This is a genomic window from Dyella subtropica (assembly GCF_026283965.1).
Taxonomy (GTDB): domain Bacteria; phylum Pseudomonadota; class Gammaproteobacteria; order Xanthomonadales; family Rhodanobacteraceae; genus Dyella_D; species Dyella_D subtropica.
In genome coordinates, this window is sequence record NZ_JAPDPD010000010.1 from 76699 (window position 1) to 89031 (window position 12333).

Here is a 12333-nt window from a genome sequence, read left to right on the forward strand (position 1 = left end):
GAAGGACGGAGCACTCGCTCCGTCCTCGCAGGAGTGCTGCGGTGAGCGCAGCACTATCGGCCTATCGCCGCCTCGCTTCGTGGCCCTGTGGGCAGTGGCTGTTCTCGCGCCTTATCTGTTTCAAGGCGCCTTACTTCGCCACCATCGCGCCGCGTTTCCTGGCGTTGGAACCGGGGCGCTGCGAGATACGCATCCGCGATCGCCGTCGTGTGCACAACCATATCGGTACGGTGCACGCGATCGCGCTGTGCAACCTGGCCGAGCTGAGCGGAGGCACGATGACCGATGTCTCGATCCCGGCCAGCATGCGCTGGATTCCCAAAGGCATGACGGTCGAATATCTGGCGAAGGCGGTGGGCACCCTGCATGCGGTGGCCACGCCTGAAAGTCCCGCGATCGAATCTACTAGCGGCTATGAGTGGCCGGTCAACGTCAGTGTGCGCGATGCTGGTGGCCAGGACGTTTTTCGCGCGCGCATCAGCATGTGGGTTTCGCCGCGCAATCGTCACTAGCCATGGCTTGCCACTCTTTGGAGCGGTGCGGGCGCAGGTGAATCCCTGCGCAGTGTCAGCCATGCCGACAGGCGATAGTCGACCGTGTTGGCTAGGTATCACTAGCTAGTGGCGGCTTTGGCCTTCCGCCGCCATGCCGGCGGCACGATGGAATCGCGGCGCAAGGTAATCACCAGCAAGACGGCGCTGGCTGTGGAGCAGGTCAACAGGGCCACCACCGAGGCCTCGGCGCCAAATGCGCCGCCGCTGAGCCAGTCCGGGCCGGTAAGGGTGGAGACCAGCAGGCCGTCCGCATGGGTGCCGGAGACCGCGACTCCGTACAGCGTGCCCTGCAGGATGTTCCAGGCCGCGTGCATGCCAATGCAGGCCCATAGAGAGCGCGTGACGTGATAGAGCAGAGCGAGCAGGATGCCGGCCTCGATCGCGATGGCCGCCGAACTCCATAGCGTGGCGCCGGGGTTGAAGATATGGGCGGCGCCGAAGAACACGGCCGAGATGGCCAGGGCCCACCAGGTGCCAAGACCTTCCTCGATGATCCGGAACAGCACGCCGCGCGTGATGATTTCCTCGCCGATGCTGGCCCCAACGCCGACGACCAGCACCGCTGGAAGCCAGTCCACGCCGGGGTTGGTGCCAACTACGTGGTAGCTACCGGCGAGCCAAAGCACGCCGATCACGAAACTGATCAGGCCGGCGCCGATGACAAGGCCCAGCACACCCAGGGCAGGCAGCGTGCGTGGCGACAGCTCGGTGATTCGGCGCCGCTCGACCAGCTTGACCAGGGCTAGGTAGGCAAGCACGACCGGCAGCAATTGCATGGACAGCTTGGCCAGGGCCTGATGCAGCGGGCTGGCACTCTTGGCAGCCCAGCCCAGCCAGCCCACCGTGGTGTGAGCGGCTACGCTGAGGATGATCATCATCGCGACGAACGTGGCGATGCGCGCGACCGGCGAGAACACCAGCCAGCGTTGCCAGGCAGGTGCCGTTGTTGGGGTGATAAAGGCGATCTGTTCCGTTTGCATGACGCGTGGTTCCCCTGTTTTTTTGCAGGGTAACAATGCAGGGATGTGTTGCTCCCGTGGCGTCGGTCACGCTTGCGATGGGCGGGAAGCATATGCTGTTGCTTGGACGAGAGGGCGTCGCAAGCTTTTAGCTCCTCCCCTTGCTTGCGACGCGAAGCTAGTCCCGTGGGACAGGGGGAGGCTGGGAGGGGTAAGCCCTTGCAACGAGCTACCCATGCACGATCAGAGCATCAAACCTCGACCGAGGCCGCATGCTCGCGCGTAGCCGAGAAGCGCACCTGCGGCCAACGCTCCTGCGCCAGCTGCAGATTCACCCGTGATGGTGCGAGATAGACCAGTTCGCCCGCCGCGTCGATGCCGAGGTTCATCGCGTTCTTCTCGCGGAACTCCTCCAGCTTCTTTGCATCGTCGCAATGCACCCAGCGTGCGGTAACGACGCCGACCGTCTCGAAGCTCGCGTCCACGCCGTATTCGTCCTTGAGACGATAGGCAACCACATCGAACTGCAGTACGCCAACGGCGCCGAGCACCAGGTCATTGCTCATCAGCGGGCGGAAGAACTGCGTGGCGCCTTCTTCCGATAACTGCGCCAAGCCTTTCTGCAGCGCCTTCATCTTCAGCGGATCGCGCAAGCGTGCGCGGCGGAACAGTTCCGGCGCGAAGTTGGGGATGCCGGTGAACGACACCAGCTCACCCTCGGAAAAAGTGTCGCCGATGCTGATGGTGCCGTGGTTGTGCAGGCCGATCACATCGCCCGGGAAAGCGCTTTCCACAATCTCGCGATCACTGGCCATGAAGGTGAGCGCGTTGGCGATGCGCACGTCCTTGCCGGTGCGCGTCTGGACCATCTTCATGCCGGCGGTGTAGGTGCCCGAACACACGCGCATGAAAGCCACGCGGTCGCGGTGCGCCGGGTCCATGTTCGCCTGGATCTTGAACACGAAGCCGGTGAGCTTCTCTTCGGCCGGCTCGATCTCGCGCGTCAGCGTGCCGCGCGGCTTGGGCGAAGGTGCATGCTCGATGAAGAAATCCAGCAGCAGCTGCACGCCGAAGTTGTTCACCGCCGAGCCGAAGAATACGGGAGTGAGCTTGCCGGCGAGGTATTGGTCGAGATCGAACGGATGCGAGGCGCCCTGCACCAGTTCCAGCTCGTCGCGCAGCTCACGCATCGCCTCGGCGCCGATGGCCGCTTCCAGGCCTGGTGCATCGATGCCCTTGAAAATGGTGGAGTCCTGCCGGGTGAAGTTCTTGCCCGGCTCGAACACGTGCACTTCGTCCAGCAGCAAGTGATACACGCCCTTCAAGCGCTTGCCCATGCCGATCGGCCAGGTCAGTGGCGCGCAGGCGATGCCGAGCACGGATTCCACTTCGTCCAGTAAATCGATGGGCGAACGGCCTTCGCGGTCGAGCTTGTTGATGAAGGTCATGATCGGCGTGTCGCGCAGGCGGCACACTTCCATCAGCTTGATGGTGCGCTCTTCCACGCCCTTGGCGCAGTCGATCACCATCAGCGCCGAGTCCACCGCGGTCAGCACGCGATACGTGTCTTCCGAGAAATCGGCGTGGCCAGGGGTGTCGAGCAGGTTGACGATCTTCCCTTCATACGGGAACTGCATCACCGATGAGGTCACCGAAATGCCGCGCTCCTTTTCCAACGCCATCCAGTCCGAGGTGGCATGGCGTGCGGCCTTGCGACCCTTCACCGAGCCGGCCATCTGGATCGCGCCGCCGAACAGCAGCAGCTTTTCGGTCAGCGTGGTCTTGCCCGCATCAGGATGGCTGACGATGGCGAAGGTGCGGCGGCGGCGGGTTTCGGTGAGATGGGTGGACATGCGAGAAAGGCTGAAGGGGCGCGAACCGGCAATGATACCGTGGAACGGTGCCGCGGCCGGCCATGGCTTGGGAGGAGAGGGTGGCGGACCTTGGCTCACGCCACCCCGATATGGGCCCCAGCGCTCGTCTATTGAGACTCAGGCTTGCGGTGCCAGTACGGGCACCAGCGGTGTCGGTGCGGGGTCCAGCCTGCCCATGCGCCGCAACCAGCGATAGTGCGACGCGATGCCGGCACCCAAGGAGCGATTCGCGTGGTAGGGCACGCCGTATTCGTGGCAGGTCGCCTCGACCACGCGCGAAATGGCCGGATAGTGCACATGGCAGATGCGCGGAAACAAATGGTGCTCGACCTGGAAATTCAAGCCGCCAACCAGCCATGTAATCACTCGGCTATCGCGTGAGAAGTTCGCCGTGGTTTCCAGCTGATGGATCGCCCATGGCTTGGCCATGCGCCCGGGCTCGCTCGGTAACGGGAACGCCGCTTCTTCGACCGCGTGTGCCAACTGGAACACCAGCGCAAGCTGGAAACCCGTAACCACGGCGACCGCGGCGTAATAGAGCAGGACAGTGCCCACCGAATGGAATACCAGCGGCAGGCCGAAAGCGAGCGCAAAGAAGACCACCTTGCCGAGCACGAAAACCGCCAGATCCTTGCCGCGCGGCCGTGGGACCCGGCGCTTGCCGATGGTGCCGGTGATGATGTCGCGGAAGTCGTCATGCAGATGCCAGCTCACCACCGTGAGGCCGTAGAGCATCCACAGATAGATGTGCTGCCAGCGATGATGCCAGTAATGTTTCTGCTGCGGCGAGAATCGTGCCAGGGCGCCGAGGCTGATGTCGCTGTCGTAGCCGTCGATGTTGACGTAGGTGTGGTGGAAGTGCGCGTGTTTCCAATGCCAGACATACGAGCTGCCACCGACCAGATCCAGCGTCATGGCCATCCACTTGTTGATCCCGCGGCGCTCCGAATACGCTTGGTGGCCGGCGTCGTGCTGGATGTTGAAGCCGATCTGCGCGGTGGCGATGCCAAGCACGACGCTTAGCAACAGGCCCTGCCACCACGTCGCCGCGAAAAACACCAGTAGCACATACGAGGCGACGAAGGCGGCCAGAATGATCGCTGTCTTCAGGTACATGCGCGCACTGTCGCGCTGCTTGTGTCCGCTGCGCTTGAAATAGTCCTCGACACGTCGCCGCAGTTCGCGCTGAAACGTATTGTCGGCGTTGAATTTCAGCCGATCCGTGAAGGCATCCGCGTGCGGGGATCGAACGGCGTCGGCCGTTCGATGGGGTGACTCAGGCGACATGCAATGCACTCGGGAGGGAGAAGCTGCATGGTAGTCGATGCACTGATAAGAGCCTGTTCAATATCTCTGCGTGGCCCGCGTTGAACCTGAGAGGGCGTGTTGAATGGGTGCCGCGGCTATGGCTTCGATCTGCCCGCCAGCATGGCTTGGCGCCGTTCGAGGCTGGATTGAGGCCAGTAAGCCTCCCGCGAGTAGTACTCGGGGACGGCAGGCATCCCGTCGGGAATGACCACCCAGGGTTGCTTGGTCGAGGTGAAGATATGGATGTCCGGTGGTAGCCGGTCGGGTTCGTCCAACGTGCCCACGCGAATGTAGGCGAAGGTGTCGCCGCCGCCAGCGTAGTGGCTCCATACGGCGATGAGGCAGTCAGGGCAGCGGGCAATCGTCTGGCCCTTGCCGCTGAAGGAGGGGATGGCCTCCAACAGCGGCCGTCCCCTGAGCAGGGTGACGCGGTTCGTCTCGATCATGGCATTGAGCGCGAACGAAGCACCGCTCTCGCGCTGGCACCAGCGGCAGTGGCAGCAGTGCACGATCAGCGGTTTGCTGGTCATGCGATAGCGCACCCCGCCGCAGGTACAGCCGCCTTCCAGCGGACGATTGTCGAAGCTCATCGCAGCGCTCCTGCATGGGAACACAAGGGCGATAGCCTATCCCGCGCTAGCGGGTTAGCAAATCTTCGTAAAACGCTCCATAGGGCTCAGTGGGATGGGCAATCTGGATCTCCAGAATCCACAGCCCACTGGAGGGTGTGGAGCCGAGTTCGCCAAGATCGCCGGCTTTGTGTACCGAATGAGGGAAGTCGCTGAGGCGATGGCCCTTGATGGCATGGTTCAAGCGCCAGCCCATGGCCTCGGCTTGCTCGCTGGCAAAGGCATACAGCGCCTCGCCGCTCAGGCCTTGGGTGCGCCATGCATCGGCAACGACCTTGAACAGCGTGCGGGCGGCTTCAGCGCAGGCCAGCTTCTCCGGCGCATGGCTGGTCACGAAGGTGTCGCCCACATCGCCCTCGTGGCCATCGAACACCAGGCCGAGATCGATGAAGTAGATGTCGTTCTCGCCCAGCCGCACATTCGGCGTCGAGCGCTCGCGGTAGATCTTGGTGGTGTTCTCGCCGATGCGGATGATCACCGGATGCCACAGCCGATCCATGCCCAGCGCACGGAACACCTCGTCCGCTTCGGCCTTCGCCTCGTCTTCGCTGATGCCGGGGTGCATGCGTTCGCGGATGCCTTGCAGTGCAGCCCAGCTCAATTCGCGGGCGCGCTGCATGCGTGCCGGGTCGTAGTTTTAGCCAACGGCTTCGCGATGGATGGGTTGCTGCGTGCTTGCATTCATGTGTGGACGTTCCGTGTAAGGCGACTTAAATCGACAGAAGGATCAGGCCAAGCGCTGCCGGTGCTGCCTGTATCCAGAGAATCTTGCGGCTTGCGGTGAGCCCGCCATAGATGCCGGCGATCAGCACGCAGGCAAGGAAGAAGCACTTCACTTGCAAGCCCTGGGCGCCAAGGAACAAACCCCAAATCAGGCCGGCAGCCAGGAACCCGTTGTATAGCCCCTGGTTGGCGGCCAGCACCTTCGATTGGGTAGCGAATTCCGGGGTGAGGCCAAAGGCGCGGCGCCCAGCCGGCTTGTCCCACAGGAACATTTCCAGCACCAGGAACCACAGGTGCAGCAGTGCGACAAGCGCGATGACGATGCTGGCGATAGTGGACACGGATCGCTTTCCTTGATGGGTTTTGGCCGTGGGGTGCCACGAAGTGTTGCAGTCGCGGCGGCGCGGGTAAACCCGTTTCGTGATCACGCGTGATGGAGGCATTCCTAGCACTTTCAGTCGATTGCCCCGTGCCTGCGCCAGGCGTAGGTTTGACCGGCTGGGATTCCGCTGGAGGTTGCCCGAGCGGCAGGGGCGTCCGGGGAGGCTATCGGCTGTTCCTGGCCATCGTTCACACCGTGGAGGAACAACCATGAAGGCTTTAATGCGTGCCGCCTTGCTGGCGGCCTTGCTCGTGCCCGCGGTTGCCTTGGCGCAAAGCGCCTTCGACGGCACCTGGAAGATCGATATGGGCAAGGCGAATCTGCCCAAGAAGCCGGATGTGTTCGTATTGCAGAACGGCATGTACGACTGCAAGACCTGCGCGCCGCCCATCAGCGTCAAGGCCGACGGCACGGATCAGCCGGTGAAGGGTTATCCCTATTTCGACACCCTGGCGGTCAAGGTCGTGGACGACCACACCGTCGAGAGCACCGGCAAGAAGGCCGGCAAGGTGGTCATGACCTCCACCACGAGCGTGACGCCCGACGGACAAACCGCCCAGGTCGAATTCAGCGACAGCAGCGCGACCAATGCGGCGCCGATGACGGGAAAGGCCACCATGACGCGGGTCGCCAAGGGGGTGGCGGGCGGACACGCCCTTTCCGGCTCCTGGCGCACCATCAGCTATGCGGGAGTATCGGACAACGCCTTGACCATCACCTTCAGGGAGGATGCCGGCAACCTGAGCATGAGCACCCCCATGGGGCAGTCCTACACCGCCAAGGTGGATGGCCAGGAGGCGCCCTATCGCGGTGATCCGGGTATCACTACCGTTACGGTGAAGCGGCAGGGCAAGCACGGCATGGTCGAAACCGACCTGCGCGACGGCAAGGTGGTCGGCGTGGCCACCATGGCCGTGTCGCCGGATGGCAAGAGCATGAACATCGCCATCGACGACAAGTTGCATGGCACCACCAGCTCGTTCGTCGCCATGAAACAGTAAGAGCCTGTTCAAAGGCTGAGGCAGCCTGCTGCTGGCCAGTGAAGCTCAGTCGGCAGCCGGCGCCTTTCGAAAAGTCACGACCAATACGTCACGATGCCCGGTGCGCTGCGGATCGAGCGGCGTCACCGGCGTCACGCCGTGGCAGATCCGTGCGTCGTCCACCACGGCGGCATCCAGCGGGTGGGTAAGGGTGAAGCTGCCCAGTAGCTCGCCATCCGGCTTGTGGATGGTGGTGGTGCCGCACTCGATGTTCTCGCGGTCGATCAGCAGCACCAGCACGTAATCCACGCCGTCGCGATGCACGCCTTCCGGGGTGGGCTCGCCGGCCGCATCGGCGCGGGCTTCGATCCGGAACTGATGCACTTCGATGCGCCACTGGCGGACAGTTGGCGCGAGCATCCCGAAAAAGTCGCGGCTGAAGCCAAGGATGCGGCGCAGGCTGGGGCCATCGGCGATCGCCGGCAGCATGGGTTCGAACCAGCGCTCGATGCCGCCTTGCAAGTTGTTGTAGTCCAGGCTCTGGTAGTGCGGCTGATCTGGTTCGCGCCGGATTTCACCCGTAGCACCCGCCGAAAACACCGCATGGCGGCGGCGACGGTGGCGGCCCTTGGCGGCGAGGTAGGTATCCGGCCCAAGCTCGTTCCAGCTGGCAGCGAAGGCAGGCCAGTCGTCCAGCCCGCTTGAGGCTGCGAGCAGGCTTTGCATGGTCGGGCCGGTGACAAAGGCAAACCCGTCGAGCTGGAGCAGGGCCTGCAAGGCCTGGGGGCTGGTTGCCTGGTGGGTGGTCATGGGTGGGATGGGCCAATCAGGGATATGGGGTGACAAAGCATAGCGCTTGGCGGGGCGGGCTATGGGGTTGTGTGCTGGCCCTTTGCGGGCAGGCTTGGTGGGGGCTTCCTTCGTTGAGTGATGTAAATGGATGTGTAGACGTTTAGACGTCTATTGACACTTCATGGTGATGGCCTATAGAGTCCAGCCCACTCATCGAGACCGGCTGAGGGACAGGCCCTTTGAAGCCGGGGCAACCTGCGGAGCTATTCCGCAACGGTGCCAACTCCTGCGGAGGCGCTACGGCGTCGACGAGAGATGGGCGAGCTCTGCATTGGCTTTGTTGCCGAATGCATGGCGACCTCTCCGTATCCGCAGGGCGATGCCGACCGGAGAGAGACGATGCCCAGCCAGCCACTGCCCGTTCCACCCGTTGTTTCCAGCCCTTGTACGGTGGCGGGTGCTGTGCGCCCAAGCCTCACCACTCAACGCAGCTCTCGCCGTGTCCGCTTCACACCCAAGTACGGCAGCCGTCCTTGCGAGGTCGATGTGCGTTACCTGTGGTGTGGCGCGCCGGATGCACCGACCGTGATCGTGCAGGGCGGCATCTCCGCGGATCGCGACGTGGTGGCGCTGGACTGCGAAGCCGCGCCGGGCTGGTGGCAGGAGGCGGTAGGCGCCGGCCTGCCAGTGGATCTCGATCGCTACCGCGTACTGTCCATCGACTGGCTTACGCCAGCCGACCTGGATGGCGTCGGCGCCATCTCCAGCGAAGACCAGGCCGATGCGCTGGCTGCCCTGGTTGAAGCCTTGGGCATCCGCCGTGTGCATGCCTTCGTGGGTTCCTCTTACGGCGCCATGGCTGCGCTGGCCTTTGCAGCGCGCCATCCTTATGCGTTGGGCCGCCTCGTGCTGCTTGCCGGCGCGCATCGGCCGCATCCGCTGGCCACCGCGCAGCGCTCGGTGCAGCGCGGCATCGTGCGCCTTGGCCAGAGCACCGGCCAGCCGGAACAGGCGCTGGCGTTGGCGCGTCAGCTGGCTATGACCACCTACCGTGGCAGCGAGGAGTTCTCGCGCCGGTTCACCGCCGCGCCGGAATTTCGCGACGGTCGCTTTCATTTCCCGGTCGAGGATTACTTGGAGCATGCCGGCCGCCGCTTCGTCGAGCGTTTCGACGTTGAGCGCTTCCTGGCCCTGTCCGAATCCATCGATCTGCACGACGTCACGCCAGAGCAGGTTGCCGCGCCCGCCACGCTGATCGGCTTTCCCTCCGATCGCCTGGTGCCGCTGTCCGACCTGTGCGAGCTGCAGCGTCGCCTGCATGGTCCGGCCACGCTGGAAGTGCTCGAGTCGCCTTATGGGCACGACGCCTTTCTCAAAGAAACCGATCGCCTCGCGCCGCTGCTGCGCGAAGCGCTGGCCTGAACTTTCTGCTCTTAAACGTCGCATCCCTTAAACATCGCGCCTTACGCATCGCGCCCCTCGGCACCAAGCCACGCACGGAGATCCACCATGAGCGAGACCACCGCCCCCTGTACCCGCGCCGTGCGCGCCGGCATCGAATCCGATACCCAGCACGGCGCTGTGGTGCCGCCGTTGCACTTGTCCACCAACTACGCCTTCAACGGCCTGGGCGGCAAGCGTGCCTATGACTACTCGCGCAGCGGCAATCCCACGCGCGACCAGCTGGGCAACGCACTGGCTGATTTGGAGCAGGGTGCAGGTGCCGTGGTGACGGCCAGCGGCATGGCGGCGGTGGCACTGGCATTGGAGCTGGTTCCGGCCGGAGCGAAAGTGCTGGCCGCTCATGATTGCTACGGCGGCACCTGGCGCCTGCTGGACGCCTGGGCGAAGAAAGGTCGCTTCAGCGTTGAATTCGTCGATCTCACCGACAGCGTGGCACTCGCCAATGGCCTGGCCTCCAAGCCGGCGCTGGTATGGGTGGAAACGCCTTCCAATCCGCTGCTGCGTATCACCGATATCCGCCACGTCGCCCAGGCTGCGCACGCCGTGGGCGCGCTGGTGGTGGTGGATAACACCTTCCTTTCGCCGGCATTGCAGCAGCCGTTGGTGCTGGGGGCGGATGTGGTGGTGCATTCCACCACCAAGTACATCAACGGCCACAGCGATGTGGTTGGCGGCGCGGTCGTGGCGCGCGATGCCGCCGTCGCCGAGCAGCTGAAGTGGTGGGGTAACTGCAATGGCCTCACCGGCGCGCCGTTCGACAGCTTCCTCACCTTGCGCGGCCTGCGCACTCTCAGTGTGCGGCTGCGTCAGCATCAGGAAAACGCGGTTCGCATCGCTGAGCGTTTGGACGGCCATGCGGCCGTACGCAAGGTCTACTACCCGGGCCTCGAGAGCCACGTGGGTCATGCCTTGGCCGCACGTCAGCAGCAGGGCTTCGGTGCCATGCTCAGCTTCGAGCTGGAAGGCGAGGTCGCGCAGATCGAGGCTTTCGTCGATGGCCTGGCGTTCTTCTCGCTGGCCGAATCGCTGGGCGGCGTGGAAAGTCTGGTGGCGCACCCGGCTTCGATGACGCACGCCTCGATGGCGTCGGAAGCGCGCCACGCCGCCGGTATCGCCGACAGTTTGCTGCGCCTGTCCGTCGGCATCGAGGATGGTGACGATCTGCTACGCGATCTCGATGCAGCGCTCGCTCGTGCGCAGGCTTCGGCAGGGTCGAAACGCCGGGTGACGGCATGAGCGCGGTGCTGGCGGAGGCGCCTGATTCCGCAAAGCCCACAGCTGCGGCATCGGGCGTGGCGCTGGTGCTGCTCGGTACCGGTGTTGTCGGCGGCGCGCTGCTCAAGCTGCTCAACACACCCGCCGCCGCGAAGCTGCGGCTGGTAGGTGTCGCCAATTCGCGCCGGCAGCAGACCGAGCCGGCTCAACTCGCCGACCGCGGTCTACGCGAAAAGCTGAAAAGCAACGGCGACGCGCGTGACGATGCCACCCTGCTGCGCGCACTCGATGGCAGCGGGGCAGCGGTGAAAGTGATCATCGATGCCACCGCCAATACCGGGCTGGCGATTCGTCACGCCGAATGGCTGGCGAAGGGGTATCACGTCGTCACCGCCAACAAAGCGCTGGCCGGCGGCGAGTTGCCAGGGTGGCGCGCGCTGCAGGCGGCCACCGCGAGCGGTGCGCGTTATGGCGACGCGGCGACCGTCGGCGCCGGCCTGCCGGTGTTGTCCACCCTACGGCGTCTGCGTGGTTGCGGCGATGCGCTGCTGACACTGGAGGGTGTTTTCTCCGGCTCGCTGTCGTACTTATTCAACCAGTACGATGGCAGTCAGCCGTTCTCCGCGCTGCTGCGTGAAGCGCGCAAGCTCGGCTACACGGAGCCTGATCCACGCTCCGATCTTTCCGGTGAGGATGTCGCGCGCAAGCTACTCATCATCGCTCGCAACGCCGGCTTCGCCCTCGGTACCGACGAGGTGGAAGTGGAGAGTCTGGTGCCGGAAGCTTTGCGCGGCGTGGATACCGAGACCTTCCTGTCACGTTTGGAAGAACTCGATGCCCCATTGGCACAGCGCCATGCCGAGGCGAAAGCACGCGGTGGCGTGTTGCGTTTCCTTGCCCGGCTCAATCAGCGCGGTCGTGCGCGCGTAGGCCTGGTCGAAGTGTCCGCCACCCATCCCGCAGCGCGCCTCTACGGCACCGACAACCAGTTCGCCCTCACCACCACGCGCTACCACTCACAGCCGCTAGTGATTCAGGGGCCGGGTGCGGGGCCGGAGGTGACGGCGCAGGCGTTGCTGGGTGATGTGCTCTCTCTCACCTGAAACTGGCAGGGGTGCACGCTAGCGCCCCTCCGCCTGCCGATAGCCCGTGCTGGTTTGCTTTGAGCGCGGCGGTCAGACGTCGGCGCTTTCTTCTTGCGGCCGAGCCTTGGAGCGAGGGTAGGCCCACTGCGCAAGCATGGGGGCGAACTTGACTAACATGAGGCCGATCGCCAGGTGCGCCACGGTCTGATTGAAGAAGGCCCAGGCCGAGTATTCCGCCGCGCTGCTCAAGCCGCGAGCGACGTTAAACGCGGTCACCGCCATTTCGAGGCCCGTGACGATTGTCCATGCACCGATGATGCGAAGCGACAGGCTGAACCACAGGAACGGCGTCATGACATCCTCCTTGA

13 protein-coding genes and 1 riboswitch are annotated in these 12333 nt (G+C 64.1%); of the genes, 5 read left to right on the plus strand and 8 right to left on the minus strand.

What is annotated here, in order from left to right; translation table 11 throughout:
- Positions 1 to 41 precede the first annotated feature (41 nt).
- A complete protein-coding gene (locus OUZ45_RS10430) occupies positions 42 to 512 on the plus strand; it encodes a hotdog fold domain-containing protein (protein ID WP_266169977.1) in 471 nt (156 codons plus the stop codon).
- A 101-nt stretch (positions 513 to 613) separates the two neighbouring features.
- Here the strand turns inward: OUZ45_RS10430 and OUZ45_RS10435 are convergent, their stop codons facing one another.
- The 6 genes from OUZ45_RS10435 to OUZ45_RS10460 form a co-directional block, all read right to left on the minus strand.
- On the minus strand, positions 614 to 1534 hold the full coding sequence (locus OUZ45_RS10435) for a CPBP family intramembrane glutamic endopeptidase (protein ID WP_266169979.1): 921 nt from the start codon (positions 1532 to 1534) through the stop codon (positions 614 to 616).
- A 230-nt stretch (positions 1535 to 1764) separates the two neighbouring features.
- A complete protein-coding gene (locus OUZ45_RS10440; protein WP_266169980.1) occupies positions 1765 to 3366 on the minus strand; it encodes a peptide chain release factor 3 in 1602 nt (533 codons plus the stop codon).
- Between the two features lie 138 nt (positions 3367 to 3504).
- Complete coding sequence (locus OUZ45_RS10445) at positions 3505 to 4674, minus strand: fatty acid desaturase family protein (protein WP_266169981.1); 1170 nt, start codon at positions 4672 to 4674, stop codon at positions 3505 to 3507.
- A gap of 116 nt (positions 4675 to 4790) precedes the next feature.
- A complete protein-coding gene (locus OUZ45_RS10450) occupies positions 4791 to 5285 on the minus strand; it encodes a GFA family protein (protein ID WP_266169983.1) in 495 nt (164 codons plus the stop codon).
- 46 nt (positions 5286 to 5331) lie between these two features.
- Entirely contained in the window at positions 5332 to 5943 is a 612-nt protein-coding gene (locus OUZ45_RS10455; protein WP_266169984.1) for a M24 family metallopeptidase, read from the minus strand.
- Positions 5944 to 6034: 91 nt separating this feature from the next.
- Positions 6035 to 6388 carry a DUF1304 domain-containing protein gene (locus OUZ45_RS10460; protein ID WP_266169985.1) on the minus strand — a complete coding sequence of 118 codons (354 nt, stop codon included), beginning with the start codon at positions 6386 to 6388 and terminating at the stop codon, positions 6035 to 6037.
- 250 nt (positions 6389 to 6638) lie between these two features.
- Here OUZ45_RS10460 and OUZ45_RS10465 point away from each other — a divergent pair, with 250 nt between their 5' ends.
- Positions 6639 to 7430 (plus strand): hypothetical protein, encoded by a 792-nt coding sequence (locus OUZ45_RS10465; protein ID WP_266169986.1) that lies wholly within the window; start codon positions 6639 to 6641, stop codon positions 7428 to 7430.
- Between the two features lie 45 nt (positions 7431 to 7475).
- Here the strand turns inward: OUZ45_RS10465 and OUZ45_RS10470 are convergent, their stop codons facing one another.
- A complete protein-coding gene (locus OUZ45_RS10470) occupies positions 7476 to 8219 on the minus strand; it encodes a 2OG-Fe dioxygenase family protein (protein WP_266169987.1) in 744 nt (247 codons plus the stop codon).
- Positions 8220 to 8408: 189 nt separating this feature from the next.
- A riboswitch (SAM riboswitch) is annotated at positions 8409 to 8523 on the plus strand.
- 77 nt (positions 8524 to 8600) lie between these two features.
- Here OUZ45_RS10470 and metX point away from each other — a divergent pair.
- The 3 genes from metX (at position 8601) to OUZ45_RS10485 (ending at position 11983) form a co-directional block, all read left to right on the plus strand.
- Entirely contained in the window at positions 8601 to 9623 is a 1023-nt protein-coding gene (gene metX, locus OUZ45_RS10475; protein WP_266169988.1) for a homoserine O-succinyltransferase MetX, read from the plus strand.
- Between the two features lie 87 nt (positions 9624 to 9710).
- A complete protein-coding gene (gene metB / locus OUZ45_RS10480; RefSeq protein WP_266169989.1) occupies positions 9711 to 10901 on the plus strand; it encodes a cystathionine gamma-synthase in 1191 nt (396 codons plus the stop codon).
- Positions 10898 to 11983, plus strand: a complete 1086-nt coding sequence (locus tag OUZ45_RS10485) for a homoserine dehydrogenase family protein (RefSeq protein ID WP_266169990.1) — start codon at positions 10898 to 10900, stop codon at positions 11981 to 11983. Before metB ends, OUZ45_RS10485 begins: the two co-directional genes overlap by 4 nt.
- A gap of 72 nt (positions 11984 to 12055) precedes the next feature.
- On the opposite strand, the gene OUZ45_RS10490 is transcribed toward OUZ45_RS10485, so the two are convergent.
- On the minus strand, positions 12056 to 12319 hold the full coding sequence (locus OUZ45_RS10490; RefSeq protein ID WP_266169991.1) for a hypothetical protein: 264 nt from the start codon (positions 12317 to 12319) through the stop codon (positions 12056 to 12058).
- Between the last annotated feature and the right edge of the window lie 14 nt (positions 12320 to 12333).

Bases quoted from the DNA above. Each gene is read 5' to 3' on its own strand.
- OUZ45_RS10450 (WP_266169983.1), bottom strand. From the start codon at position 5,285: ATGAGCTTCGACAATCGTCCGCTGGAAGGCGGCTGTACCTGCGGCGGG.
- OUZ45_RS10470 (WP_266169987.1), bottom strand. From the start codon at position 8,219: ATGACCACCCACCAGGCAACCAGCCCCCAGGCCTTGCAGGCCCTGCTC.
- OUZ45_RS10445 (WP_266169981.1), bottom strand. From the start codon at position 4,674: ATGTCGCCTGAGTCACCCCATCGAACGGCCGACGCCGTTCGATCCCCG.
- OUZ45_RS10490 (WP_266169991.1), bottom strand. From the start codon at position 12,319: ATGACGCCGTTCCTGTGGTTCAGCCTGTCGCTTCGCATCATCGGTGCA.
- OUZ45_RS10440 (WP_266169980.1), bottom strand. From the start codon at position 3,366: ATGTCCACCCATCTCACCGAAACCCGCCGCCGCCGCACCTTCGCCATC.
- OUZ45_RS10435 (WP_266169979.1), bottom strand. From the start codon at position 1,534: ATGCAAACGGAACAGATCGCCTTTATCACCCCAACAACGGCACCTGCC.
- OUZ45_RS10485 (WP_266169990.1), top strand. From the start codon at position 10,898: ATGAGCGCGGTGCTGGCGGAGGCGCCTGATTCCGCAAAGCCCACAGCT.
- metB (WP_266169989.1), top strand. From the start codon at position 9,711: ATGAGCGAGACCACCGCCCCCTGTACCCGCGCCGTGCGCGCCGGCATC.
- metX (WP_266169988.1), top strand. From the start codon at position 8,601: ATGCCCAGCCAGCCACTGCCCGTTCCACCCGTTGTTTCCAGCCCTTGT.
- OUZ45_RS10455 (WP_266169984.1), bottom strand. From the start codon at position 5,943: ATGCAGCGCGCCCGCGAATTGAGCTGGGCTGCACTGCAAGGCATCCGC.
- OUZ45_RS10465 (WP_266169986.1), top strand. From the start codon at position 6,639: ATGAAGGCTTTAATGCGTGCCGCCTTGCTGGCGGCCTTGCTCGTGCCC.